The sequence below is a fragment of the Streptomyces sp. NPDC017202 genome (assembly GCF_044331705.1).
Taxonomy (GTDB): Bacteria; Actinomycetota; Actinomycetes; order Streptomycetales; family Streptomycetaceae; genus Streptomyces.
The window spans coordinates 52,384-77,998 of the sequence record NZ_JBIRNP010000021.1 but is presented as its reverse complement, the minus strand read 5'-3'; the positions used below and the strand labels follow the sequence as shown (position 1 = coordinate 77,998).

General features: G+C 75.0%; 17 protein-coding genes. 12 read left to right on the top strand and 5 right to left on the bottom strand.

Features of this window, described 5'->3' with window-relative positions:
• Positions 1-2: 2 nt before the first annotated feature.
• The 5 genes from ACH4N1_RS29110 to ACH4N1_RS29090 all read left to right on the top strand — a co-directional run bounded on the left by ACH4N1_RS29110 (position 3) and on the right by ACH4N1_RS29090 (position 8,598).
• Entirely contained in the window at positions 3-1,172 is a 1,170-nt protein-coding gene (locus ACH4N1_RS29110; protein WP_398101884.1) for an AAA family ATPase, read from the top strand.
• Entirely contained in the window at positions 1,169-4,768 is a 3,600-nt protein-coding gene (locus ACH4N1_RS29105; RefSeq protein WP_398101881.1) for a DUF5682 family protein, read from the top strand. The genes ACH4N1_RS29110 and ACH4N1_RS29105 overlap by 4 nt, the downstream gene beginning before the upstream one ends.
• Positions 4,765-6,678, top strand: coding sequence for a hypothetical protein (locus ACH4N1_RS29100; RefSeq protein ID WP_398101757.1), 1,914 nt, complete (start codon positions 4,765-4,767; stop codon positions 6,676-6,678). Before ACH4N1_RS29105 ends, ACH4N1_RS29100 begins: the two co-directional genes overlap by 4 nt.
• A 125-nt stretch (positions 6,679-6,803) precedes the next feature.
• Positions 6,804-7,349 (top strand): DinB family protein, encoded by a 546-nt coding sequence (locus ACH4N1_RS29095; protein WP_398101754.1) that lies wholly within the window; start codon positions 6,804-6,806, stop codon positions 7,347-7,349.
• A 475-nt stretch (positions 7,350-7,824) separates the two neighbouring features.
• Entirely contained in the window at positions 7,825-8,598 is a 774-nt protein-coding gene (locus tag ACH4N1_RS29090; protein ID WP_398101751.1) for a hypothetical protein, read from the top strand.
• Between the two features lie 184 nt (positions 8,599-8,782).
• On the opposite strand, the gene ACH4N1_RS29085 is transcribed toward ACH4N1_RS29090, so the two are convergent.
• Complete coding sequence (locus tag ACH4N1_RS29085) at positions 8,783-11,008, bottom strand: hypothetical protein (RefSeq protein WP_398101748.1); 2,226 nt, start codon at positions 11,006-11,008, stop codon at positions 8,783-8,785.
• A gap of 393 nt (positions 11,009-11,401) precedes the next feature.
• Between ACH4N1_RS29085 and ACH4N1_RS29080 the strand changes: the two genes are divergently transcribed.
• Positions 11,402-12,586, top strand: a complete 1,185-nt coding sequence (locus tag ACH4N1_RS29080; RefSeq protein WP_398101745.1) for a type III polyketide synthase — start codon at positions 11,402-11,404, stop codon at positions 12,584-12,586.
• Positions 12,587-12,892: 306 nt separating this feature from the next.
• Here ACH4N1_RS29080 and ACH4N1_RS29075 read toward each other — a convergent pair whose 3' ends face one another.
• Both ACH4N1_RS29075 and ACH4N1_RS29070 read right to left on the bottom strand, forming a co-directional pair.
• On the bottom strand, positions 12,893-15,037 hold the full coding sequence (locus tag ACH4N1_RS29075) for a SpoIIE family protein phosphatase (RefSeq protein WP_398101742.1): 2,145 nt from the start codon (positions 15,035-15,037) through the stop codon (positions 12,893-12,895).
• A gap of 303 nt (positions 15,038-15,340) precedes the next feature.
• Positions 15,341-15,763 carry a secondary thiamine-phosphate synthase enzyme YjbQ gene (locus tag ACH4N1_RS29070; RefSeq protein ID WP_398101739.1) on the bottom strand — a complete coding sequence of 141 codons (423 nt, stop codon included), beginning with the start codon at positions 15,761-15,763 and terminating at the stop codon, positions 15,341-15,343.
• A gap of 220 nt (positions 15,764-15,983) precedes the next feature.
• On the opposite strand from ACH4N1_RS29070, the gene ACH4N1_RS29065 reads away from it, so the two are divergent.
• Positions 15,984-17,069 (top strand): NAD(P)-binding domain-containing protein, encoded by a 1,086-nt coding sequence (locus ACH4N1_RS29065; RefSeq protein ID WP_398101736.1) that lies wholly within the window; start codon positions 15,984-15,986, stop codon positions 17,067-17,069.
• A 15-nt stretch (positions 17,070-17,084) separates the two neighbouring features.
• Here the strand turns inward: ACH4N1_RS29065 and mltG are convergent, their stop codons facing one another.
• Positions 17,085-17,942, bottom strand: coding sequence for an endolytic transglycosylase MltG (gene mltG / locus ACH4N1_RS29060; protein WP_398101733.1), 858 nt, complete (start codon positions 17,940-17,942; stop codon positions 17,085-17,087).
• A gap of 78 nt (positions 17,943-18,020) precedes the next feature.
• The gene (locus tag ACH4N1_RS29055) at positions 18,021-19,832 is read right to left on the bottom strand and encodes an ABC transporter ATP-binding protein (RefSeq protein ID WP_398101731.1); all 1,812 of its coding nucleotides are present in this window, start codon (positions 19,830-19,832) and stop codon (positions 18,021-18,023) included.
• Positions 19,833-19,931: 99 nt separating this feature from the next.
• On the opposite strand from ACH4N1_RS29055, the gene ACH4N1_RS29050 reads away from it, so the two are divergent.
• The 5 genes from ACH4N1_RS29050 to ACH4N1_RS29030 all read left to right on the top strand — a co-directional run bounded on the left by ACH4N1_RS29050 (position 19,932) and on the right by ACH4N1_RS29030 (position 25,597).
• Positions 19,932-20,381, top strand: coding sequence for a MarR family winged helix-turn-helix transcriptional regulator (locus tag ACH4N1_RS29050; RefSeq protein WP_398101729.1), 450 nt, complete (start codon positions 19,932-19,934; stop codon positions 20,379-20,381).
• Between the two features lie 282 nt (positions 20,382-20,663).
• Positions 20,664-22,493 (top strand): ABC transporter transmembrane domain-containing protein, encoded by a 1,830-nt coding sequence (locus ACH4N1_RS29045; RefSeq protein WP_398101726.1) that lies wholly within the window; start codon positions 20,664-20,666, stop codon positions 22,491-22,493.
• Entirely contained in the window at positions 22,490-24,316 is a 1,827-nt protein-coding gene (locus ACH4N1_RS29040; protein ID WP_398101723.1) for an ABC transporter ATP-binding protein, read from the top strand. Before ACH4N1_RS29045 ends, ACH4N1_RS29040 begins: the two co-directional genes overlap by 4 nt.
• Before the next feature lie 468 nt (positions 24,317-24,784).
• A complete protein-coding gene (locus ACH4N1_RS29035; RefSeq protein WP_398101720.1) occupies positions 24,785-25,255 on the top strand; it encodes a DUF5709 domain-containing protein in 471 nt (156 codons plus the stop codon).
• 87 nt (positions 25,256-25,342) lie between these two features.
• Positions 25,343-25,597 (top strand): type B 50S ribosomal protein L31, encoded by a 255-nt coding sequence (locus ACH4N1_RS29030; protein WP_398101717.1) that lies wholly within the window; start codon positions 25,343-25,345, stop codon positions 25,595-25,597.
• Positions 25,598-25,615: the final 18 nt, after the last annotated feature.

The following is a 25,615-nucleotide window of genomic DNA, read 5'->3' as shown; positions in this document are numbered from 1 at the left end:
CGATGACGACCACCCTCTCCCCCGCCCCGGCCCGCCAGGTCGTCCCGCCCGAGGACCGGCACGCCACCGAACTGGCCTTCCTCGCCGCGTACGACGACGGGCCGCGTCCGCCCGCCTGGCGGCTGACCCCGCGGGCGGTCGTCACGTTCGTCATGGGCAGTGACGGGCGGGCCCTGAAACTGCCCGACGGTGCCGAGGCGGCCGACGGGGTGCCGCGCCGGCTCGTGGTCGAGGGCAAGTTCGTGGGCGACCGGGCCCTGGTCGAGCGGTGCGTGGTGACCCTCGCGGGCGAGCGCGGTCTGCTGCTCGTCGGCGAGCCCGGTACCGCCAAGTCCATGCTGTCGGAGCTGCTGTCGGCCGCCGTGTGCGGCACCAGCGGCCTGGTCGTGCAGGGCACGGCGGGCACCACGGAGGACCAGCTCAAGTACGGCTGGAACTACGCCCTGTTGCTGGCGCAGGGCCCGAGCCGGCAGGCGCTGGTGCCCTCGCCGGTGCTGACCGCCATGCACCGGGGCGGCATCGCGCGGGTCGAGGAGGTCACCCGCTGTCTGCCCGAGGTGCAGGACTCCCTCGTGTCGCTGCTCTCCGAGCGGCGCATCGCGGTACCCGAACTGGCGGGCTCCGAGGACGCGTTGGCGCATGCGGCGCCCGGGTTCAACCTCATCGCCACCGCCAACCTGCGCGACAAGGGTGTCTCCGAGATGTCCGCGGCCCTCAAGCGCCGTTTCAACTTCGAGACGGTCGGCCCCATCCCGGACGTCGACGCGGAGACGGCGCTCGTGCGCAGCCAGGCGCGGGCGTCGGTGGAGCGGGCGGGGGCGCCGTTCCACGTCGACGACGCGGTGCTGGAGGCGCTGGTGACGGCCTTCCGGGATCTGCGCGAGGGCCGGTCGGCGGAGGGCTGGGAGGTGGAGCGGCCGTCCACCGTGATGAGCACCGCCGAGGCCGTGTCCGTGGCGGGGGCCCTGGCTCTGGCGGCGGCGTACTTCCCGGGGGACCGTGACGTGCTCGGCCTGCTGCCGGGGCACCTGCTGGGCGTGGTCCGCAAGGACGACCCCGCCGACGCGGCCCGGCTGCGCGGCTACTGGGACGGTCCCGTCCGCCGCCGCGCGGAACAGGGCTCCGCCACCTGGCGCACCCTGTGGGACCTGCGCACGGTTCTGGAGGGCTGACGGCCGTGTCCCTCTCCCGCCTCTCCACCCCCCACGGGCCGGGCGCGGCCGGATCCGGCCCCGGCCGGGTGGCATCCGGTCCCCGTCCCGGTTCCGTGCCTCCCGAGGAGGCCCTCGCCGCCCTGACCGGCCCGGCGGCGCCCTACCTGGTGGGCGTACGGCATCACGCGCCCTCCCTGGCCGTGGCGGTGCCCGCGCTGCTGGACGCGGCGGAACCGGACGTGCTGCTCGTCGAGCTGCCGGCCGAGATGCAGGAGTGGCTGCCGTGGCTCGGGCACGAGGAGACGCGGGCCCCGGTCGCGCTCGCCGCCGCCCCCGCCGACGGGAGGGGCGGCGCGGGGCCGGCGTTCTATCCGTTCGCGGACTTCTCGCCCGAGCTGGCCGCCGTGCGCTGGGCGAACCGCCGGGGTGTGCCGGTGGTCGCCTGCGACCTGCCGCTCGCCGACCGGGCGTGGGAGGCGGGCCGGGCCGCCGCCCCGACGCCGGGTGCGGGCGGTCCCGGGCTGGCCGCCGCGCTGCGGGCCGGGGTGAGCGGCCGTCCCGGGGACGATCTGTGGGACCGGCTCGTCGAGGCCACCGCACCCGGTTCGCCGCCGGAGGCCCTGCGCCGGGCGGCCCTGCTCACCGGCTGGGCGCTGCGCGAGGACGCGGCCGCGGCGGGCGGCGTGCCCGAGCTGGACCTGCGGCGGGAGCGGTGGATGCGGGCGTGCGTCGCGCGGGCCACCGCGCACGGGGAGCGGGCCGCCGTGGTGGTCGGGGCCTTCCACGCCCCGGCGCTGGCGGGTGGACAGCCGAAGGAGGAGGCGGCGGAGGCCGATCAGGCCGCAGCCGGCCCGGACCGCCCCGCGTGGACCACGTCCCTCATCCCCTACACCTACGCCCTGCTGGACGAGCGGTCCGGTTATCCGGCGGGCATCCGGGACCCCGAGTGGCAGGACATGGTCCTGCGGGCCGCGGGCGTTCCCGAGGCGCTGGAGGAGGCGCTGACGCGGGCCGCCGTCCGCGTCTGTGCCGAGCTGCGCCTCCTCGGCCACCCGTCGGGTCCGGCCGACGCGCGGGAGATCGTCCGGCTCGCCTCCGATCTGTCCCGGCTGCGCGGGCTGCCCGCGGCGGGCCGGGGTGAGCTGGTGGAGGCCGTGCAGACGGTGCTGACGCAGGGCGAGCCGTACGGGCGGGGGCGGGCCGTGGCGCGGGCGATGGAGCGGGTGCTGGTCGGCACCCGCACCGGGCGGCCCGCGCCGGCCGCGCCGCGCTGCGGTCTGGCCCCGGCGGTGGAGGGCGAGGTGGCGGAACTGGGCCTGCCCGGACCGGCGGACGGGGTGCCCGGTGCGGCGCGGGACCTGCGTCTGGACCCGCTGCGCTCCGACCTCGACCGGCGCCGTGAGCTGCTGCTGCGCCGGCTGGCGGTGTGCGGGGTGCCGTACGGGGAGGCGAAGGAGGTGGTCGGCGCGGGGGGTGCCGAGGCGCTCACCTCGCGCTGGGAGGTGCGCTGGACGCCCGCGACAGCGGCCATGCTGACCGCGGCCGGTGTGCGCGGGGTCACCGCCGCGCAGGCCGCCGAAGGGGTGCTGCGCGAGCGGCGGCGTGCGGAGGAGGACGAGGGCGGGCCGACGGCGGCGCAGGCTCTCGACGGGCTGGCGCAGGCCGCCGAGTGCGGTCTGACCGGGCTCGCGGACGAGCGCCTCGACGACCTCGCCGAGGCGCTCCCCGGCGCCGGCACCCTGCCCGAGCTGCTCGCCGGGCTGGCCCTGCTGGACCGGCTGCGGGCCGGGCACGTCCCCGGCCTCGGCGCCGACGGGGACCGTACGGCGCGGGCGGCCGGCGTGGCCGAGCTGCTCACGTCGGCGGCGGTGCGGCAGGTGGACGGCCTGACCGGTTCCGAGGACCTGGCGGACGCCCGCGCCCTGCTCGAACTGGCCCACCGCGCCGACCTGTCGGGCGGCATCAGGCTCACCGATGCCCTCGGCCGGCTGGCGGCCGACGGGTCCCCGCTGATGCGCGGCGCCGCGGGGGCCGTACGCGTGCTGCTCGGGCAGGAGGATCCGCGGGGGTTCGGGGACCGGGTGGCGTCCTGGGTCGACGGGGCCGTCGACGCCGACTCGCGGGCCGCGCTCACCGCGCGGCTCGGCGGGCTGCTGACCGCCGCCGGTCCCCTGCTGGAGGCGGCGGCGCCCGCGCTGGAACCCCTGCTCGACCGGGTGTCGGAGCTGCCCGACCGGGAGTTCCTCGACCGGCTCCCGGCGCTGCGCGGCGGCTTCGACGCCCTCAGTCCCGCGGCCCGCGACCGTCTGCTGGCGGCCGTCGAGGAACGCCTGGACGTCTCGCACGTCGCGGACACCGGCGGTGTCGACCCGGCCGCGCTCGCCGCCTGGACGCGGGCGGACCTCGCCGGCCGCGAGACCCTGCGGACCCTGGGGCTGCTGCCCGCGCTCGCCGCCGCGCAGGCGGAGGTGCCCGCCGGGTCGCCGGGGGCTCGGGCCGAGGGCGGTCTGCTCGCCCCCGGTGACCGCTGGCGACTCGTCCTGGGCCGCGGGAAGGACCGGCTTCCCTCCTCGGCCGCTTCGCTCGCGACCGCGCTGGACGAGCTGTACGGCAGCGGACGCGGGGAGGGCAGCAGGGGCGGCCTGACCGGGCGCGGCCCGGGCGGCGGCCGGGAGGTGCCCTACCCCGGCGTGCGGGAGTGGTCGCGGGAACTGGCGATGCTGTTCGGTCCGGGCATCCGGGAGGAGGTGCTGGCGGCGGCCGCGGCGGCGGGCCGGAAGGACGTGCTCGCCGAGCTGGACGCGGACAGCGTGCGCCCCTCGGTCGACCTGCTGCGCACCGTGCTGAGCCACGCGGGCGGTCTGCCCGAGGCCCGGCTGGCCGCGCTGCGTCCGCTGGTCCGACGGCTGGTCGAGGCCCTGACCCGGCAACTGGCCACCCGGCTGCGGCCGGCCCTGCACGGCACGGCCCTGCCGCGCCCGAGCAGACGCCCGGGCGGCGGCCTCGACCTGCCGCGCACCCTGCGCGCCAACCTGGCGACCGCGCGCCGCGCCCCCGACGGCACGGTCCGGGTCATCCCCGAGCACCCCGTGTTCCGCACCCGCGCGCGGCGGTCCGCGGACTGGCGGCTGATCCTGGTCACCGACGTGTCCGGGTCCATGGAGGCGTCCACGGTCTGGGCCGCGCTCACGGCGTCGGTGCTGGCCGGGGTGCCGACCCTGTCCACGCACTTCCTGGCGTTCTCCACCGAGGTCATCGATCTCACGGGGCACGTCGAGGACCCGCTGTCGCTGCTGCTGGAGGTCAGCGTGGGCGGCGGCACGCACATCGCGGCGGGACTGCGGCACGCCCGTGAGCTGGTCACCGTCCCCTCGCGGACCCTCGTCGTGGTCGTCAGCGACTTCGAGGAGGGCCATCCGCTCGGCGGGCTGCTCGCCGAGGTCCGCGCGCTGGTCGGGGCGGGCTGTCACGTCCTGGGCTGCGCGAGCCTCGACGACACGGGCCGGCCCCGCTACTCCACGGGCGTCGCCGGTCAGCTCGTCGCCGCGGGCATGCCCGTGGCCGCCCTCAGTCCACTCGAACTCGCCCGCTGGGTAGGGGAGAAGATCGCATGACTCCGGACCTGTCCGCGGAACACCCGGGCCCGGAAGGAACCTCGGGGCGCCCCGGCCCGGAAGGGTCCTCAGGCCACCCGAAGCCAGCAGGCGCCTCCGGTCACCTGGGCCCGGAGGGGACCTCGCCTCACCCGGATCCGGAAGGGGCCTCGGACCGCCCGGGCGGCGGGCTGCCCCCGGTCGCCCCGTCCGTCACCGCCGAGCTGGTCGGGGCGCTGTCGCCCCGGCTCCGCAAGCGGCTGGACGCGGGGGTCGCCAAGCTCGCGGCCCGTCCGGTGGTGCGCGACGGCGACCTCGTGCGGATAGCTGTCGACGACGACACCGACCTCGAACTGCGCGCCCCCGGTGGGACGGTGACCAGCACGGACGCCATCCGCTGCGGCTGCCTGCTGGCACCGGACTGCCTGCACCGCGCGGCCGCCGCCTCGGCGGCTCCGGTCGCCGAGGACACATCACCGGCCGCGCCGGCCGGCGAACCGGCGGACACGGCGAGGGGGTCGCGGGAGGACGCCGGACCCGGACCCGGGCCGCAGTCCGCCGGGCCCGAGGAACGCGCCGCCGCCCGTGCGGTGTTCGAGGCGGCGGCCGCCGTCCTGGAGGCCGGCACCGACGGGGCCGGCGCCGTGCTCCAGTCGGAGCTGCTGCGCGCCGCGCACACCGCGCGCCTCGCGGGTCTCCCCCGCGCCTCGGCCGCCGCGGTCTCCGTGGTCACCGGGGTGCGCGCGGCCCGTTCCGCCGACCCGGCCCACCGCCTCGACGACCTCGCGGACGCGCTCCGCGGCCTCCTGGCCGTGGCGCACCGCCTCCCCCGCGCCACGGGCGCCGACCTGGCCGAACTGCGCGGCACGGCACGGCAGCCGTACCGTCCCGACGGCTCGCTGCGGCTGTACGGCCTGTTCTCCGAGCCGGTCCTCACGGCCACCGGTTACGCGGGCGCGGTCACCTGGACCGCGGATGCCGACGGCCGCCTCTACACGGTGTCCGACGTGGCGCCCGGCGGTCCCGGCCGTGCGACCGGTGCCGCCGACCGGGCCGTCCGGATCGGCGACACCTCCCTGACGCACCGTGAACTGGCGCGCGCGGGCCTCGCCGTGTCGGGCGCGACCGTCTCGCCGACGGGACGTCTCGGCGCGGGGGCGGGCGTGCGGGCGGTGCGCGCGGCCGGCGCGTCGTGGCGCGGCGAGCCGCTGGACCGGCTGTGGGCCGTACCCGTCGCCGATCAGGTGGGGCGGGCCCTCGGGGGCGGTCATGATCTGCTGTTCCTCGAGGTGACGCTCCGGGGAGCGGTCCGGGAGGCGGCGGGCGACTGTCTGCTGGCGGACTGCGCCGGCGTGCCGCTGCGGCTGGCGGTGGCCCATGACGCGCCCGCTCTGCCGTACCGCGAGAATCTGCGTCTGCTGGCGGCGGCCGGGGGCGGCCGTGTGCGGGTCGTGGCCCGGCTGGCGCCCGGGCCGGTTCCCCGTGCGCTGCTGCTGGCCACCGAGCACCCGAGCGACCCGGCCGCCCGGGTGGACCTGGGGCTGGACCGGCTCCAGCACGCGGATCTGCCCGCGACGACGCCCGGGGGCGGGATTCCGGCTCCGGCCCCGGACGTGGACGAGGCACCGCTGCACCTGCTGCGCCGACGGGTCCACCAGGCCGTGTCGGGGGGCCGCCGGGTGCTGGCCTTCCCGGGCGGCGCGGCGGGCGACGGGGCCCGGCTCCGCCGTATGGGGCTCGGCACGGCGGGTGACCTCCTCGACGCGTTGCACGCCGCCGCGGCGGACCGCGCCCGTGACGCGTTCGGGCGGCTGCTGCCGTCGGACTCGGGGCGTTTCGCGAGCGCGTGGCTGGCGGCGGCGCTGTACACCGGCGAGGTCGAGCGGGCGCTGTGCGCACAGGCGTGGGGGGTGGCCGCGCTCCCGGCGTGAGGGCGATCCGCGGACCCCGTTCCTCCAGATCCGCGGCCCCGTCCCTTTAGGACAGGACCTGACCTGTATCCCTCCTAACGTGGTCCACGAACGCGGAACACACCTCTCGGAGACGGAGACACGCCATGTCCCTGAACAGCACCGCCCCGCTCGCCCCGGCCCTCACCGGGGAGCGCGCCGACCTGCTGGAGACCCTGGCCAAGCACCGCGGTTTCCTGCGCTTCACCACCAACGGCCTGACCGACGAGCAGGCGGGGCTGCGCACCACCGCCGGCGAGCTGTGTCTCGGCGGGCTGATCAAGCACGTCACCTCGGTCGAGCGGACCTGGGCCTCCTTCATCGTGGACGGTCCGTCGGCGATGGGCGACTTCGACGACATGACCGAGGAGGACTTCGCCCGGCGCGCCGACGAGTTCCGGATGCTGCCCGGCGAGACGCTGGCGGGGGTGCTGCGGGAGTACGCCGAGGTGGCCCGCCGTACCGACGAACTGGTCGCGTCGCTGCCCGACCTCGACGCGGCGCACCCGCTGCCGTCGGCCCCGTGGTTCGAGCCGGGCAGGCACTGGTCGGCCCGCCGGGCGCTGCTGCACGTGATCGCCGAGACCTCCCAGCACGCGGGGCACGCCGACATCATCCGCGAGTCCCTGGACGGCGCGAAGACCATGGGGTGAGCCGGTCGGGCGGCTTGTCGGTCAGGAGACCCGGAAAAGGTGCCCCTGCCAGGGCCCGAGCTCCACGAAGTGGGGCTTTCCCCCGAGGGGGGCGGGTCGTGGGAGGAGGAGGATCCCGACCACGTGCCGAGGGCCCCGCCCGCGTCGGGCACGGGTGGTGGGGATCGGGTCGGTGCCGTCGGGGGGACACCCGTGAGGCGGGCGGGTGCCGGTGCGGGCGCCTTGCGGGGACGTCCGTGCGGGCGATGCGGGCGCGCTCGGAGGCGGGTCCCCGGCTGCCCGCCCCACCGTCGTGGTGGGGCAGGCCCCACCTCCGGTCCGGTGGGTTGCTCCCTCGTGTCGGGGAGAGGAACACGGCATCGTTCGACGCGGCGGTTCCGCAACGGGGTTGACGCCCAAGTGGCCCGAGCGCCCGGGTCCGCGTGCCCGTAGGCCCGATCACCAGCAAGTCCGATCACCCCGGAAGGAACCCGCGATGACGTCGCCCGTCCTGTCGAAGCCCCGGCCGAAGGCCCGGCCGGAACCGCGGCGGCAGTCGGCGCCGGAGCCGCCGCGCACGGGCGGCCCGGCCGGCGCAGGGCCCGTGGTGGCGGCCGCTCCGTCGACGACGCCCGGCCCGCTCGCCGCCTTCGTGCGGTTCGCGGCCTGCGGCGGCGGGGTCGGGCTCCTCTCCGGCGCCGCCGTCCCGCTGGTGGCCACGCTGATTCCCTGGGCCCTGGCGAACGCGGTGCTCACCGTGGTCTCGACGCTGGTGTGCACCGAGTTGCACGCCTTCTTCACCTTCGGCACCGGACGGCGCGCCGGGTGGCGCCGTCACCTGCAGTCCGCCGGTTCGGCGACCGCCGCGTACGGGGTCACCTGCGCCGCGGTATTCGTCCTGTACGCGGTGCGGTCGTCGCCCGGTCTGGTCACTCAGCAGGCCGTGTACCTGGGCGCCTCCGCCCTGGCCGGCACGGGGCGCTTCGTGGTGCTGCGCATGTTCGTGTTCGCGGACCGCGCACGGAGCGGGACGGCCGAGGTCCCGCGGGACGGAGCGGCCACGCCGGCCGCGGCCGTTCCTGCCCCGGCCGCTCCTGCACCGGCTGTTCCTGCCCCGGCCGCTCCTGCCCCGGCTGTTCCTGCCGCTGTCAGGCCGACCGCGGCCGCCGCATCCGCCCCCAGGACGCCCGTCGTCAAGCCGTCCGCCGTCAGGCCTTCCGCGCCCGGGTCGGCCGTCGTCACGCGGCCCGTCCTGGCCGCCGCCTGCTGAACCGCGCCGAGGCTCGCCGTGCCGACGGGCCGGGGCCGGGATCCGGTCGGCGCCGGTCTCCCCGAGCGCGCTGCGGACCTGTCGTACGGCGTCGGACTCGCCCGGCACGTCCTCGTGCCGGGCGGCTCGTCCAGGGCATCGGGAGGCCCCACCGGACGGGCGGACCCACCATGGTGACCGTGTGTCAGCCCCGGCCGGATGTCGGTGCCGCCTGCCCCGGCGGCCCGGACGGCGCCGCGTCCGCCCCGTCCGTCGCGTCCGCCCCGTCCGCTGTGAGCGCCGTGAGCGTTTCGCGGGCGCGGGCGGCCAGTTGCTCGTCGGCGCGGATGATCCGGTTCTCGATCCCTGCGGTCACCACCCGCCGGTCGCCCCTGGCCAGGCGTTCGACGCGGTGCAGGTGTTCGCCGGTCAGGGCGGCCCGGCCCAGCGCCGACAGTGCCTCGAACGCGCCGGCCGCGTCGACGTCGGACTCCGCCGCGTCCAGCACCTGCCCGGCCAGCGCGGTGCGCTCCAGCGGGCCGCGCAGTTCCTCCTCGGGGAGCGCGGCCAGCAACGCGAGGACCGCGGCCGGTGCGTGCCGTGGGGTGGCGAGGAGGTCCTCCAGCGCCGGGCGCAACGGCCGGGCCGCGGGCCCCAGCCGGACCGCGAGGCGCGCCGTCCGCAGGGCCGTCCACCGGGTCCAGGGGCCGCCGTCGGCTCTGATGACGGCGTCGAACACCGGGACCGCCGTGGCGGCGTCCCCCGTGATGTCCCAGAGTGCGGCGGCGAGTTCCGCGAGGGCGTCGAGCAGGGGGAACGACCGGCCTTCGGGCCGTTCCCGCAGGGCGTCGCGCATCGCGGGCACGAGTTCCCCCGCGGCCTCCCCGAGACCGGTGACGAGCCGGGCGGCCTCCCGCAAGGACCGTCCTTCGCCGGTCAGTTCGGCGCGTATCGCGGCGAGCAGCGGTCCGCTCTCGCCCGTCAGGCCGTGCAGAGCATGCGCCGCGGACAGCCGCCCCCCGTCGGGACCGTGCAGGGCGGCCGCGCGCAGGGCCTGCGCCGTGCGGTTCCGGGGCTCGCCGTCGGGCGGGCAGACCGCCGCCAGCGCGGTGGGACCGGCGAGCGGGATCCTCGGCAGCGCGTCGAGCAGTTCGGGGACGGCGGAGGCCGCCCGTCGTCCCCAGGAGGCGAGCAGCAGAGCGAGGTGGATGGGCTCGTTCCCCTTCGACCCGGGGTTGGCGAGGCGCCGTCGGACCGCGTCGAGCAGCGCGGCGTCGTAGGGGAAGGGAGTGCTGACGGCCGTACCGGGTGCGCGGGCCCCGGCGGCCTCGGCCAGCGCCAGGGGGCGCTCCGGCAGCCGCTCGGCGAGCAGCGGGGCCGCCAGGCCGGGGGCGGCCGTCACCAGTACGGCGAGCGCCCGGTCGGCGAGGTCTCCGTCGCCCGCGGCGAGCCGGGCGAGTGCGCTGCCGGCGGCGCCCGCCTGCTCCGCGACCTTGCCGAGCAGGGTCACCACACCGTGCGGCGGCTCCGGTTCGTCGAGCAGCGGGAGCAGCGCGGGCAGCAACCGCGCGGGCGCGGAACGGGACACCATGCACGCGTGGTCCGCAGCCCACACGGCTTCGGCGCGTACGTCCGGCGCCGGAACGCGCAGGGCGTCCGCCAGCAGCTCGAAGGCGGCCTCCCGGTCCTCGGCCGTGCCCCGCCGCAGCAGCGCGCCGACCACCGCCTGGAGGGGCTCGCACTGCTCGAACGCGGAAACCAGGCCTTCGGCCGGCAGCGCGGCGAGTACGGCGTCGTGCTGCCGGGTGTCCCAGGGCAGGTCCGCCGCCAGGCAGGCGAGGACGGCGGTGACGCGCAGCCGGGCCGGACCGTCCGGCGCGAGGGCGGCCAGGGCCGTCGGGGCGCCCCGTGCCGGGTCGAGCCGGACCAGGGCGGTCACCAGCTCCGCCCGGACCACCTCGTCGGGCTCCTCCTCCCACCGTCGGCGCAGCACGGGCCAGGCCTCGACGGGAGCGGCGGTGTGCCCGGCCGCCCATACGGCGGCCTGCCGCACCCGCGACTCCCCGGCGCCCGTCAGGCCCAGGACGGAAGGGAGTTGACCGGCGACCGCCGCGCGGCAGGCGCCCGGTGCCACCCCGTGCTCGTCGGTGCTCTCGGCGATGCCGCCGAGCAGGACGAGGAGGTCGGCGCTGCGGTGGCCGGCCGCCGCGAGACGCGCGAGGAACGGCACCGCTTCGGCGGTCGCCCGGTAGACGGTGCCCTGGTGGAGGATGCTGCCGTACAGCTCGTCCAGGGCGCCGTCCGCGGTGTCCGGGTCGTCGCCCGCGAGGGAGCGCAGGAGGGCGGGCAGGTCCTCCGCGCTTCCGTAGGCGTGGTCCAGTTCCGGCCAGGGACGGTCGTCGAGTCCGGCGAGGGCGAGCGTGTGATCCATGGGCGGATCCTCGCAGAGCGGCAGAGCGCCGCCGCCACCGCCCGGAGTGCCGCGGAGTCAGGGGCCGGCCGGCGGTACGGCTCGTCGCGGGGAACATGCCCTGGGCACGACCTGCTCGGCTCGGTGACCGGTCACCGTCGACTGACGGCAGGTCAGACAACACCCGGGAACCGCCTCGGGGTACGCCCCGGCGGTGTGTGCGGCGTCACGCACTCCGACACCGCCTAAGTCGTCTGCATCACAGCGGAAATGTCCCTTTATCGCCCATGCTCGAGGCAGACACCGGCTTCCGAACTGGAGCCCCCCGGCGACGTCTTGGGCGCCGCATCCCGAAGTGACCCATGACACAGCGCTCGTGACACTCCCGCTCGTTCTCCTGGAAGGTGACCCACCATGACCGCATACCTCTGTCCTCCCGCCGTCATACATGGCGAACACGCCGTGCGGACCAGCCAGATCGTGGCGGAGGTGCGCGATCGGCATCCGCATGCGGCGTGGGCGCCGCGCATCGACGGCATCGCGGCAAGCACGGGCATCGAGACCCGCGGGTGGATGCTGCCGCTGGAGGCCGCCGTCGCGCCCGGCAACGGCGGCGGTCTGCCGGCCGTCGGCGCGGGGCCGGCCCAAGAGGCCTTGGCCCACGCCGGTTTCGCCCAGCAGGACGTGGAGCGGGTGATCGCCGCCCTGGAGGCGATACCCGGGCCGCAGACCGTCCAGGAGCGCACCGCGCCGGCCTGGGAGGCCGTGCAGTCCTACGGCGAGCGGGCGGCGCGCGGGGCCCTGCAGATCGCCGGGCTGGAGGCCGCGGACGTCGACTGCCTGATCACCAGTCACTCCACCACCCCGGCCCTGCCGGGCCTGGACGTCTCCCTGGCCAACACGCTCTCGCTCCGCAGCGACACGCTGCTGCTCCCGGCCACGCAGTGGGCCTGCATCGCGGGCACCCGCTCACTGGCGCTGGCGGCGGACCTCGTGGCCGCGGACCCCGACCGGGTGGTCCTGGTCGTCATCGCGGAGGCGCTCAGCACGACCTACCAGCCCGCGGACGACACCCTCGAGTCCCTGATCGTCCGGTTGTTGTTCGCGGACACCGCCGTCGCCGCGGTGGTCACGGGTCGCCCGCGGCGCGAGTCGGTGCTGCGACTGGACTCCGCCTGGCACCACACCCTGCCCGGCACACAGGACCTGCACCGCCTGGAGACGCGGGCCGACGGCACCCACTTCGTGATGGACCGGCGCGGGCCGCGCGCCGTGCAGGAGACGGTGACCGCGATGTGGGAGTGGCTGGGCGTCCGTTACCAGGACGACCCCGTCTCCTGGCACCCCGACGTGCTGCTGGCGCACCCCGGCGGGACCCGTGTGCTGGAGTACATGGAGCAGACGATGCCCGACTCCTGGCCGTCGGGACTGCTGGACCACAGCCGGGAGAGCTACACCAGCGGCAACCGTGGCGGCGCCGCCGTGTTCGACATCCTGCGGCGGGCGCACGACGCCGGGCAGAAGCCGGGCAGTCGCGCCGTGCTGTACGCGGCGGCGCCGGGCCTCACCGCCACCGCTCTGGAAGGGGAGTGGCTGTAGGGGGCCCGCGCCACCGCAGCGGCGGGTCGTCCGCGGAACCGGCCGCAGCACGTCGCCGTCACCGCCGGGCAGCACCGTGCGTACCGTGGTGCCGGGCCGACGCGCGCGCCGCCCGGGCCGGCACCGCGCTCCGGTACGCCGGCCGGCTTCGGCCCGGTGGCCGCGAGCCGGGCGGTGGCCACCGGGCCGAACGGGGGCCGAACGCAGGGCGGTGGCCGCACGCAGGGCGGTGGCCACACGCTGGGCCGAACGGGTGCGGCAGCTCGCGGAGCACCGCGGTGTCACCGCCCCCTCCCCCTGGCCGCGTCACCGCACGACGGTCGCCCAGACCACCTTGCCGGTCTCCGTCCACCGCACCCCCCACCGGGTGGTGAGCCTGTGCACGATGTGCAGGCCACGACCGCCTTCGTCGAGGAGGCCGCCCGGGCTCAGGCGCGGTCTGCCGTTGCCGGTGTCGCCCACCTCGCACAGCAGGCCGTGGCCGGTCCTGATCAGCCGTACCGTGATCGGACCGGTGGCGTAGCGCACCGCGTTCGTGACCAGCTCGCTGACCAGCAGCGACACGGTGTCCCGGGTGTCGTCCCTGGTGCGCCATTGCCACAGCAGCGCGGAGACCCGCGCGCGGGCGCGGGCGGGCGCGTCGACGCGGGCGGGCAGCCGCCAGGTCGCGGTGTCCCCCTTGCGGTAGCCGACCGTGCGGGCGAGCAGCAGGGTCACGTCGTCTCGTTGGCGCACGGGCGCCAGCACGGAGACGACCTGCCGCGCGGCCTGCTGCAGGGAGTCCCAGGGGTGCACCGTGGACACGGTCTCCGCCAGTCTGCCGATGCCCTCGTCGATCGACATGGCCGGATCCTCCACCAGGCCGTCGGTGTAGAGGGCGAGCAGGGAGCCCGGGGGCGCGTCGAAGGTGTGGAGGTCGAACGGCTCCCGCAGCGCGAACTCGGCGCCGAGGCCGGGATGGGGACGGACCGCGAGCAGGTCCGCCTGCCCGTCCGGCGACACCAGGACCGGCGGGAGGTGGCCGGCGCTGGACAGCGTCACCTGGTGGCTGACCGGATCGTAGAGGACGATGCAGCAGGTCGACCCGAGGGCGCTGTAGCCGGCCGTCAGCCCGGACTCCGCGTCGTCCAGCAGCGTCACGGTCTCGTCCAGGTGCTCCAGCACCTCGTCGGGCGCCAGCCCCGCGGACAGCAGCGCCCGGGCCTCCATGCTCAGCTGGCCCATGGTCGCCGCGGCCCCCAGGCCGTGCCCGACGACGTCACCGACCACCAGCGCGGTGCGCCCGTCCGCCAGGGGAAAGCTGTTCACCCAGTCGCCGCCGACGCCGGCGCTGTCGGGGGTGGCCGGCTGATAGACACTGGCGACCGTGATGGTGTCGCCGCCGGTCCGGGGCAGCAGCCGGCGCTGCAACGCCAGGACCTGCGTGTGCTCGCGCTGGTGCTGACGGGCCAGATCGACGTGATGGGCGGTCCTGGCCACCAGCTCCTGCAGGTCCAGCAACTCGCTGTCGCGGAAGGGACGGTCCGCCCGCCGCCAGACCTCCGCCACGCCCAGCACGACGGGCGGCGTGCCGTCCAGCACCAGCGGGATGCACGCCACGCCCGCCGACCGGTCCCCGGGCACCAGGGCGCGCACCACGCGCGGACTGCCGAGTACCCGCTCGACCGTTTCCCGGTCGGGTATGACGATCGTCTGCGGGGCGTCGTCCCGTCGTACCGCCTGCGCCAGGAGGCGACTCGCGTCGCCGGGGAGATCGTCACCCGGCGTCGCATAGCCGTCGGGCCACGCGCGGTCCGGTACGAGGGCCGCCCGCCGGAGCCGGATGCGCCCCTGTGCCTGCCCGGTGACCCCCTCACCCGTCCACACGGCGAAGTCGAGGTCGACGGCGGCCACATCACCCCAGGCCAGCAGCGACTCCGCCAGCGACTGGGCGGTCTCGCCGATGTCCAGCGACGTGCCGATCGCGGTCTCGGCGGCGTACAGGTGCAGCCTCCTGGCCATGGCGATCAAGGAGACGGTCAGGCCCTCCTCGGGTGCCGCGGCGGGCAGGATGCTCAGGGAGACCACCAGCTCCGACCCGTCGCCACGCCGCAGGCGCTGGATCCGGGCGACGTGCGCCTCACCGGTCTCCAGAACCTGCCGCAACCGCCGGGTGACCGTCGGTACGTCCCCGGCGGGCAGGAGATCGACGAAAAGGCTTCCGGTCTCGGCTTCCAGGCCCGCGAACACGGGGGCGTCCAGATTGCGGCGGGTGACCCTCAGGTCCCGGTCCAGGTTGACCACCCCGAGAATCTGATCCTGTCCGTCGCCTTCCGGGTCGTCGGGCATGCGCCGGGGGGCGGTGCGGTCGTCCTGCTCCTCGGCGGCTGCCGCTCCGCCGCGCGGGATGTAGCGCCCCAGAGCGCTGCTCACCAGCTCGAAGGGCGACGACGGAGACGGTGTGGAGTCCATGCGGCTCTCTCGGCAATCCCCGGCACAGCACCGGGGCCGTACTCGGACCCGTGCGACGGGGCCCCGAGACCCCGGAACGCACACCTCATTGAATAACACCGGGGGTCGCTTCGCCCACACCAGCGGATCGCGCGGTGAACACGGACCGTGAGGGAATGCCGCAGGCCTCGGACGCTGCGCCGGCGGGCGTCGTGCTCGTGGGCGTCACCCGCCACCCGCCGGGAGGTACGGATCGTGACCGGCTCGCCGGCCCCTTCCCGACCCCGCCGGGCCGGCATGCGAGGCCTCCGTCCGGCACGCGCGTCAGCCGAGGAAGCCCAGCCGCACCTGCCGGTCGGCGTTGTCCTTGTTCGTGTCCACGAGGCACACCGACTGCCAGGTTCCCAGCTGCAGGGCGCCGTCCACCACCGGCAGGGTGGCGTGGGGCGGCACGAGGGCCGGCAGGACGTGGTCGCGGCCGTGGCCGGGGCTGCCGTGGCGGTGCTGCCAGCGGTCGTCGGCGGGGAGCAGGGTGTGCAGGGCGGCGAGGAGGTCGTCGTCGCTTCCGGCACCGGTCTCGATGATCGCGATGCCGGCCGTCGCATGGGGGACGAAGACGTTCAGGAGGCCGTCACGGCCGGCCGCCACCTCCCGCAGGAAGGTCTCGCAGTCTCGGGTGAGGTCGACGACCCTCTCCTGTGCGCCGGAGGCGATGTGCAGTACCCGGGTGGTGAACGCATCTGACATGCCTCCATCCTGACCCATCGGCAACCCCGTACACCGGATTCCACAGGCCGGATTCCACGGGCCGGTGTCCGGCCGGCGCGTGACGCAGGCGGCGCATGACACAGGTGGCCCGGTCCGCGAGACGCCCGTCGGCCACGACAACGACCACGGCCACGCCGGTGCGGAGGGGCGCCGACGCGTCCGCGGGAAGATCCACGACCTCGCCACTGTTGGTTCAACCGTGAACGACATGCGTGAGGTCGAGGTCGTCGTCATAGGCGCCGGGCAGGCCGGGCTGGCCGCCGCCTACCACCTGCGGCGCACCGGCTTCGAGCCGGAGCGGGACTTCGTGGTGCTGGACCACTCCCCCGGCCCGGGCGGCGCCTGGCAGTTCCGGTGGGCCTCACTGACGTACGGCAAGGTGCACGGGATGCACGCGCTGCCCGGCAGGGAACTGACGGGCGCGGACCCGGCGCGGCCCTCCTCCGAGGTGATCACCGAGTACTTCACGGCGTACGAGCGCGCCTTCGACCTGCGGGTACGGCGGCCGGTCGATGTGACGGCGGTGCGCGCGGGGACGGACGGGCGACTGCTCGTGGAGAGCACCGCCGGTACGTGGGCGACGAGGACGCTGATCAACGCCACCGGTACCTGGGACCGTCCCTTCTGGCCGCGCTACCCCGGGCAGGAGACCTTCCTGGGCCGGCAGCTGCACACCGCGCGTTATCCGGGGCCCGAGGCGTTCGCCGGGCTGCGGGTGGTCGTGGTGGGCGGGGGCGCGTCGGGGACCCAGCACCTGCTGGAACTCGCCCCGTACGCGGCCGCCACCACCTGGGTGACGCGACGCCCGCCGGTCTTCCGCGAAGGCCCCTTCGACGAGGAGGCGGGCCGCGCGGCGGTCGCCCTCGTGGAGGAGCGGGTGCGGCAGGGGCTGCCGCCGAAGAGCGTCGTCTCCGTGACGGACCTGCCGCTGAACGACGCGATCAGGCAGGGGCTGGCGGACGGAGTCCTCGACCGGCTGCCGATGTTCGACCGGATCGCCCCGGACGGAGTGGAGTGGAAGGACGGGCGGCGGGTGTCCGCCGACGTCATCCTGTGGGCGACCGGCTTCCGGCCCGCCGTGGACCACCTGGCACCGCTGCGGCTGCGCGAGCCGGGCGGCGGAATCCGCGTCGAGGGCACGCGTGCGGTCGCCGACCCCCGTGTGCACCTCGTCGGCTACGGCCCCTCCGCGAGCACCGTCGGTGCCAACCGGGCGGGACGGGCCGCCGTGCGGGACATCAGGCGGCTGCTCGCCGAGCGGGCCGGTGAGCCGGCCGCCGCCTGATGTGCCGCCGTCGGATCAGCGGGCCTTCGACGGACTCGCCGAGGCCCGAGCGCTCTGCTGGACCCTGTTGAACTCCGCGACGTTGCGCTGGTGTTCCTCGTAGCTGGCGGTGAAGCGCGTGTCGCCCGGCTTGACCGTGACGAAGTACAGCCAGTCGCCCGGCGTCGGGGTGATCGCGGCGCGCACGGCCTCCTCGCCGGGGTTGCCGATCGGGGTCGGGGGCAGCCCCATGCGCTGGTAGGAGTTGTAGGGGTTGTCGATGCGGGTGTCCGCCGTGCTCGTCCTGAGCGTGGAGCGGTTCAGGGCGTAGTTGATGGTGGAGTCCATCTGCAACGGCATGCCGCGCTCCAGACGGTTGAAGACGACGCGGGCCACCTTGCCCATGTCCGCCTCGGTGGCGGACTCGGCCTGGACGATGCTGGCGACGGTGACGGCCTGGTAGACGTTCATGGCGTTGCGCTGGGCTCCGGCGGCGACGGGGGCGCCGTTGAACTTCCTGTTCGCGGTGTCGACCATCCGGGCCAGCAGCGCCTGCGGCGTCGGTTTCCCGCCCAGCGGATACGCCGCCGGGAAGAGGTAGCCCTCCGGGTTGCCCTCGGCGTCGGCCGGCAGCTTCAGACCGGCCTTCGGCAGCGATTTCCTGGTGGTGCCGGGCGGCAGGGCGAGGGCCTTGTCGACGGCCTCGTAGATCTGGCTCGCGCGTCGGCCCTCCGGGATGACCAGCGTCGTCGGTCTCTTCTCCTCGGAGCTGTCCATGCTCAGCAGCGGCACGGCCACAGCGGTGCCGGCCGCGACGGCTCCGATCGCGATGAGGACGAGACGGCCCCGGCGCGTCAGTCGGATCGCGCTCCGTGGCGGAGTGTTCATCTGCATGCGGGCACGGTAACCCGCATACCATCACAATCCCGACATGACCGGGCCTATCGTCATCTTGTCATCTCGTCAGCTTTGTCATCTCGTCGGCTCCAGGCGAGCGTCCCGGCGCACCAGCTCGGCGTACCGTCCGTCGCGCTCCAGCAGTTCCTCGTGCGTGCCCTGTTCGGCCAATCGGCCGGAGTCCAGGACCACGATCTGGTCGGCGCTGCGGATGGTGGACAGCCGGTGGGCGATGGTGAGCGTGGTGCGGTCGGCCGAGAGCGCGTCGATGGCCTCCTGGACAGCGTGCTCGGTCCGGGTGTCCAGGGCGCTGGTCGCCTCGTCGAGGATCAGCACCGGCGGGTCGCGCAGGATGGTGCGGGCGATGGCCAGGCGCTGCTTCTCACCACCGGAGAAACGGTGGCCGCGCTCGCCCACGACCGTGTCGTACCCGTCGGGCAGCGCGGCGATGTGGTCGTGGATCTGGGCCGCCCGCGCCGCGGCGTGCAGCTCCTCGTCGGTGGCGTCCGGCTTGGCGAAGCGCAGGTTGTCGGCGATCGAGGAATGGAAGAGGTACGTCTCCTGCGAGACGACGCCGACCGCGCGCGCGAGGGTGTCGAAGTCGAGGTCGCGGACGTCGACCCCGTCGATGGTGACCCGGCCGCCGGTCACGTCGTACAGACGCGGCACCAGGTAGCCCAGCGTGGACTTGCCCGCGCCGGTCGGCCCGACGACGGCGAGGCTGCTGCCGGCCGGGACGGTCACGTCGATGCCGTCGAGGACGGGGGCGACCGTGTCGTCGTCGCCGTCGTAGCGGAACTCCACGTGCTCGAAGCGGACCTCGCCCTTGATCTGGTCGAGGTGGACCGGGTCCGCCCGCTCGGTGATGTCGACGGGCAGGTCGAGGTACTCGAAGATGCGCTGGAAGAGCGCGAGGGAGGTCTGGATCTGCACGCCGGTCGACAGCAGGCTGACGGCCGGGCGGAACAGGCCCTGCTGGAGCGAGACGAAGGCGACGATCGTGCCCAGGGAGGCGCCGGGGCCGCCGAGTTCCATCGTCATGCCGGCCGTCCAGTAGATGACGGCCGGCATGGCCGACATGACGATCCCGATGACGGCCATGCGCCAGCGGCCGGCCATGCTCGACCTCACTTCGAGGTCGACGAGGCGCTCGGACTCGTCGGCGAAGGAGTGGGCGAGGGAGTCGGCCCGGCCCATGGTGCGGCCGAGCAGGATGCCGCTCACCGAGAGCGATTCGGTGACCGTGGCGGCCATTCCCGCCATCTGTTTCTGCCGCTGGGTGGTGATCTTCCGCCGTTCGTTCCCGACGCGGCGGCTGATCCACACGAACACCGGCAGCAGGAGCAGCGAGACGACGGTGAGGCGCCAGTCGAGGGCGACCATCGCGACGATCGTGGCGACGACGCTGGTGAAGTTGGAGACCAGGGAGGTGGCGGTGGAGGTGACGGTCGCCTGCATGCCGCCGATGTCGTTGGCGATGCGGGACTGGACCTCCCCGGTGCGCGTGCGCGTGAAGAACGCGAGCGACATGCTCTGGAGGCGGCCGTAGACGGCGGTGCGCAGATCGTGCATCACGCGCTGGCCGACCGTGGTGGAGATCAGCGTCTGGAGGACGCCGAAGACTCCGGCGAGGACGGCGCTGAGGATCATGCCGAGGGCGAGCAGGCTCAGCAGGCCGGTGCGGCCCTCGGGGATGGCGACGTCCAGGGTCTCCTTCAGCAGGAACGGCGTGGCCACCGAGACGAGCGAGGAGGCGGCGACGAGCAGGCCGACGACCGCGAGCCGCCCGCGGTAGGGACGGAAGAGTTTCAGGATGCGGCGTACCTGCCGGGGGTGTTCCCCGGTGTCGCCGGAGGGGTTCCAGGAATCTGGCGTGTCGGGGTGCATGGGCTCCTACGGGAGGTGAGGCGAGGTGAGCGAGACACAGGGAGCATAGCTCATTGTTACCTATACTCACAATGAGCGGAGTCCTGATATTGTTCCCGCATGACCACCTCCGATCCCGACGGCGCGCTCGCCGAGCAGCTGCTGCGGCTCACCCGTCGGGTGCACCGCATCCAGAAGCACCATCTGGAGCTGTCGGACCTGGGCATCACGCCCGCCCAGTCCCGCCTGCTGCGCACCCTCTCCCATTTCAGCGCACCGCCGCGGATGGCGGACCTCGCCGAACGCCTGGAGGTCGTGCCGCGGGCGGTGACCACACTGGTCGACGGGCTGGAGGCGCACGGCAAGGTCCGCCGGGTGCCCGACCCGACCAACCGCCGGGTGATCCGGATCGAGCTGACCGACGCGGGCCGCGCCACGCTGCGCGAACTGCACCGGGCACGCCGGTCGGCGGCGCGGGAGATCCTGGCCCCCCTCACGGACGTGGAGCGGGCGGTGCTCGGCGATCTGCTGGACACGTTGATCGGCGGGACGGCGGCTCCCCCCTGCTGAGGCGTCCACGCACCGCACGAGGGCAGGCCACGGCCGCCGCTCCGGGATACCGGAGGGGCGGCCGTCGCCGTTGGGACGACTTTCCGACGACGGGCCGGCCGCACCGGGTGCCGACGGCGGGTCCCTCGGGACGGTGACCGCTTCCGGTGGCAGCCGGATCCACGCGGTGCCGCGGAAAACCGGTTGATTCCGACCACCCTGCGGAGCGAACCTTTCACGGTTTGCTGTCGCCGCTCACCGCGGTCCCCTCCCCCCATCCCTGACACGAGCCACCAGGACGTCATGAAGATCCGAGACCTTCCCTATCCAGACCCGGGTGTGCCCGACGCCCGCTCGGGGCCGCGATTCCTGTGGTGGCTCGGACGCAGTCAGCTGGGCGGTCAGCTCACCTCCCTGGCCTGGGGCCTGCTGCACTTCACGGCCGTCTCGGCCCAGCCGTTCTGCGTCGGGTTCGCCGTCGAGGCGGTCGTCGACCGCTCCGGCGCCCGGCTGGCCCTCGCCGGTGGGCTGATGGCCCTGTTCGGCGCCGCCACCGCGCTCGGGGACACCTTCCTGCACCGCGCCGCCGTCACCAACTGGATCACCGCGGCCGCCCGCGTCCAGCAGCTCCTCGCCCGCAAGGCCTCGCAGTTGGGCTCGGCGCTCAGCCGGCGGGTCGCGGCCGGGGAGGTGGTCGCCGTCTCCACCGGCGACGTCGAGAAGATCGGCTGGTTCGTCGAGGCCGTCTCCCGCTTCACGGCAGCCGCCCTCACGGTCGTGTTCGTCTGCGTCGGCCTGGTGGTCTACCAGCCGGCCCTCGGCGTCGTCGTCGCCGCGGGCCTGCCCGTCGTCGCCTTCGCGGCGCTGCCCCTGCTGCCCCGCGCGACCCGTCGGGCCGACTTCCAGCGGGAGAAGGCCGGACGCGCCACCGAACTGGCCTCCGACACCGTGGCGGGCCTGCGGGTACTGCGGGGCATCGGCGGCGAGGACCTCTTCCTCGACCGCTACCGCCGCGCCTCCCAGGAAGTCCGTCACGCGGCCGTGCGCAGTGCCCGCATGTGGTCGCTGATCAGCGCCGTCCAGGTCCTGCTGCCGGGGCTGCTGCTGATCGCGGTGGTGTTCTACGGCGTCCACCTGGCCCGCGCGGGCCGGATCTCCGTCGGCGAACTCGTCACCGTCTACAGCTCCGTCATGGTCCTGGCGTATCCCCTCAGGCACTTCGAGGAGATCGCGATGGCCTATTCCTTCTCCCGCCCGTCGGCGAAACGCGCCGCCCGCGTCCTGTCGATGGAGCGGGTCACGGACGCGGGCGGATCACGCGCCGCGGACCTGCCCTCCGGTGACCTGTACGACCCGGCCACCGGCCTGCTCGCCCCGGCCGCACGGCTCACCGCCGTGGTGTGCGGCGACCCGGACGCCGCCGGACGGCTGGCCGAACGCCTCGGCGGCCACCCTGCCGAGAACGGCCCGTCCGTGCTGCTCGGCGGGGTCCCGCTGGACGAGTTGCCGCTGGACAGCGCGCGCGCCGCCGTCCTCGTCCAGGACAAGGACCCGGTGCTGCTGTCGGGCTCGCTGCGCGACCTGCTCGACGTGCCCGCCTCGGGCGCGGTCGGCGCGGCCGCGGCGCTGGCGGCCGCCCGCTGCGGGGACGTCCTCGACGCCCTCGTCCAGGGATCGCTGGACGTGGACGATCCGATGGACGCCCACATCACCGAGCGGGGACGCTCCCTGTCGGGCGGCCAGCGCCAGCGGCTGGCACTGGCCCGGTCGCTGTTCACGGACCCGGAGGTCCTCGTCCTGGACGAGCCCACCTCCGCCGTCGACTCGCACACCGAGGCACGGATCGCCGAGGGGCTGCGGGAGATCAGGACGGGGCGCACCACGGTCCTGTTCACCTCGTCCCCGCTGCTGCTGGACCGGGCCGACCGCGTGGTCCTCGTCCACGAGGGCGTGGCCGTCGCCGCCGGTGTGCACCGCGAACTGCTGCACACCGAGCCGCGGTACCGCGCGGTGGTCACCCGCGAGACCGACGAGGAGACCGCGCTGAGCGGTGTGCTGGACGAACCGCACGGACTGCACGGACTGCACGAACTGAAAGACACAGCACGGCACGAGATCGAGGAGTCCGCATGATCGGCGTGGCGCCACCGGCCTACGATCCGGCCGCACCGACGACAGCCAACACGCTGCCCGTCGGCGCCCCCGCGACCGTACGCGCCTATGTGGCCGAACTGCTGCGCCGGCACCAGCGTGCGTTCGGGATCCTCCTGGCCGTCAACACGGTCGCCACCGTCGCCTCGATGGTGGGCCCGTGGCTGCTCGGCGACGTCGTGGAGCGGCTGTCGGAAGGAGCCCGCGAACTCCACCTGGGCCTCATCGCGACGCTGTTCACCCTCGCCCTCGTCGTCCAGGCCGTCTTCGTGCGGCAGGTGAGGCTGCGCGGTGCGATGCTCGGCGAGCGCATGCTGGCCGACCTGCGCGAGGACTTCCTCGTCCGGGCGGTGCGGCTGCCGCCGGGCGTGCTGGAGCGGGCCGGCACGGGTGACCTGCTGTCGCGCATCACCACCGACATCGACCGGCTGGGCAACGCCATGCGCGAGGCCGTGCCGCAACTGACGATCGGCGTGATGTGGGCGGCGCTGCTGCTCGGCGGACTCGTCGTGACCGCTCCGCCACTGGCACCGGCCGTACTGGTCGCGGTGCCCCTGCTGGTGGCCGGCTGCCGCTGGTACTTCAAGCGGGCCCCGGCCGGCTACCGCTCGGAGGCCGCCGGTTACGCCTCCGTCTCCGCCGCGCTCGCCGAGACCGTGGGCGCCGGCCGTACCGTCGAGGCCCACCGCCTGGGCGACCGCCGCGTCGGACTGTCGGAACTGCGGATCAAGCAGTGGACGGCCTGGGAGGACTACACGCTGTGGCTGCGGTCGGTCCTCTTCCCGGTCATCAACCTCGTGCACGTCACCGTCCTGGGTTCGGTCCTCATGCTCGGCGGGGTGTTCGTCCTGCAGGGCTGGATCGAGGTCGGTCAGCTGACCACGGGCGCGCTGCTCGCCCAGATGCTCGTCGACCCGGTGAACCTGATCCTGCGCTGGTACGACGAGCTCCAGGTCGCGCAGGTGTCGCTGGCCCGGCTCGTCGGGGTGCGCGACATCGAGCCGGACGCCGGTGACTCCGGGCTGGAACCGGACGGGCGGGACGTGCTCGCCGAGCGGGTCCACTTCGGCTACCGCGAGGGCGTCGACGTGCTGCGCCAGGTGTCCCTGGAGGTCGCGCCCGGCACCCGGCTGGCCCTCGTCGGCCCCTCCGGCGCGGGCAAGTCCACGCTGGGCCGGCTCCTCGCGGGCATCTACGCGCCCAGGGACGGCCGGGTCGCCCTCGGTGGCGCGGAACTGTCCCGGATGACCGCCGAACGCGTCCGCTCGCACGTGGCGCTCGTCAACCAGGAGCACCACGTCTTCGTCGGCTCGCTGCGCGACAACCTCCGGCTGGCCCTGCCCCACGCCCGCCTCGAGGAGGAACGGCCTGATCAGGACGGCGCCGGGCCGGAGGAGGAGGCCGCGCTGTGGGCGGCGCTCACCGCGGTCGACGCCGACGGCTGGGCGCGCGCCCTGTCCGACGGCCTGGACACGGAGGTCGGCTCGGGCGGGCACGTGCTCACCCCGGCACAGGCCCAGCAGATCGCGCTGGCCCGCCTGGTCCTCGCCGACCCGCACACGCTGGTCCTCGACGAGGCGACCTCGCTGCTCGACCCGCGCGCCGCCCGTCACCTGGAACGCTCCCTCGCCCGCGTCCTGGACGGCCGCACCGTGGTCGCCATCGCCCACCGCCTCCACACCGCGCACGACGCGGACGTCATCGCCGTCGTGGAGAACGGCCGCATCAGCGAGCTGGGCAGCCACACCGAGCTGGTCGCCGCGGACGGGGCCTACGCGGCCCTGTGGCGGTCCTGGCACGGCTGAGGAGGCGGATCCGGGGCTCGGGCGGACAGGAACCGGTCGCGGCCGGCCCGCAACCGGACAGCCGGGCGGGAGCCGGCCGCCCGGCTCACCCGGGGCGGACACGACGGCCGGACCACCGCGGGACGGGCGGCTGCCCCACGAGACCGGATCACCGCCGGACGAACGGAGGAGGGCACCGCACCGGGGTGACGACGCCGCGCAGGACCGGTGGGACCTCCGTCGGCGGACCCCCGGAGCCGCCACCCCCGCGGCGCCGGGGGAGGCCCTCCGCCCGCGTCCGAGCGTCCCGGCGCGGCTCTGGCGTTGCGCACTCCCGAAGGGGGGTGGAACGCTGGAGAACGGCACCCCCGCGGCAGGCAGCCGGGCCGGTCGATCCGGCGCGCACCGCCGCCGGTCGGTGTCCCGTGCCACGGTCGCCCACCGCCGACCTCGCGGTGAGGACGGGCCCGTCACCCCCTGGAGGTACCCGTGAACAGCGCCGACGGATGGGGAGACGACGTCTACCAGCCCGACGCCTCCGAGGTCCAGGACGACGCCGGACTTCTCGACGCGGAGGACACTCTGGAGAACGACGGCGTCGGCGATCCCCTGGACCGGGGATGGTCGCCTCCTGAGCGGCCCTGGGCCGTGGAGCACTCCGGTGTGACGGCCGCGGAGCGCCGGCAGGGCGAGACCCTGGACCAGCGGCTCGCGGAAGAACTGCCCGACCTCGTCGCACCCGACGGCGACGGCCTCGGCGACTGCGACGGCACCGACGGGGAACTCCTGGACAACGAGGTCGGCGCCGTCCGCTCCGGCCGGCTCGTCGCACCGGACGAGGGAGCCCACGAGGACGAGGAGAGTGCCCTGGTCGCCACCGACGTCGGTATCGACGGCGCTGCCTCCTCCGCGGAGGAGGCAGCCATGCACATCGTCGACGAGGACACCCTGCCCGGCTGATCGGCATCGTCCGTCCGGTCCGGCCGCCACGGCCCACCCGTGCCGGTCGGGCCCGCACCCACCGCACGCACTGTCCGAGGAGCACCCATGCAGCAGGACAAGCAGCCCGACTACCACTCGGTCGTCTTCCGCGACCGCACCGCCGGCTACGCCTTCCTGACCCGGTCCACCGCGACCAGCGACCAGACGATCGAATGGGACGACGGGGAGACCTACCCCGTCGTGGATGTCGAGATCTCCTCGGAGAGCCACCCCTTCTACACCGGCAAGGCCCGCACCGTGGACACGGAAGGCCGCGTCGCCCGCTTCGAGCGGCGCTACGGGGAAGGCACGCAGACCTGAGCCGATCCCGTCGGCCCC

Bases quoted from the DNA above. Each gene is read 5' to 3' on its own strand.
- ACH4N1_RS29110 (WP_398101884.1), top strand. From the start codon at position 3: ATGACGACCACCCTCTCCCCCGCCCCGGCCCGCCAGGTCGTCCCGCCC.
- ACH4N1_RS29100 (WP_398101757.1), top strand. From the start codon at position 4,765: ATGACTCCGGACCTGTCCGCGGAACACCCGGGCCCGGAAGGAACCTCG.
- ACH4N1_RS29095 (WP_398101754.1), top strand. From the start codon at position 6,804: ATGTCCCTGAACAGCACCGCCCCGCTCGCCCCGGCCCTCACCGGGGAG.
- ACH4N1_RS29090 (WP_398101751.1), top strand. From the start codon at position 7,825: ATGACGTCGCCCGTCCTGTCGAAGCCCCGGCCGAAGGCCCGGCCGGAA.
- ACH4N1_RS29085 (WP_398101748.1), bottom strand. From the start codon at position 11,008: ATGGATCACACGCTCGCCCTCGCCGGACTCGACGACCGTCCCTGGCCG.
- ACH4N1_RS29080 (WP_398101745.1), top strand. From the start codon at position 11,402: ATGACCGCATACCTCTGTCCTCCCGCCGTCATACATGGCGAACACGCC.
- ACH4N1_RS29075 (WP_398101742.1), bottom strand. From the start codon at position 15,037: ATGGACTCCACACCGTCTCCGTCGTCGCCCTTCGAGCTGGTGAGCAGC.
- ACH4N1_RS29070 (WP_398101739.1), bottom strand. From the start codon at position 15,763: ATGTCAGATGCGTTCACCACCCGGGTACTGCACATCGCCTCCGGCGCA.
- mltG (WP_398101733.1), bottom strand. From the start codon at position 17,942: ATGCAGATGAACACTCCGCCACGGAGCGCGATCCGACTGACGCGCCGG.
- ACH4N1_RS29055 (WP_398101731.1), bottom strand. From the start codon at position 19,832: ATGCACCCCGACACGCCAGATTCCTGGAACCCCTCCGGCGACACCGGG.
- ACH4N1_RS29050 (WP_398101729.1), top strand. From the start codon at position 19,932: ATGACCACCTCCGATCCCGACGGCGCGCTCGCCGAGCAGCTGCTGCGG.
- ACH4N1_RS29045 (WP_398101726.1), top strand. From the start codon at position 20,664: ATGAAGATCCGAGACCTTCCCTATCCAGACCCGGGTGTGCCCGACGCC.
- ACH4N1_RS29040 (WP_398101723.1), top strand. From the start codon at position 22,490: ATGATCGGCGTGGCGCCACCGGCCTACGATCCGGCCGCACCGACGACA.
- ACH4N1_RS29030 (WP_398101717.1), top strand. From the start codon at position 25,343: ATGCAGCAGGACAAGCAGCCCGACTACCACTCGGTCGTCTTCCGCGAC.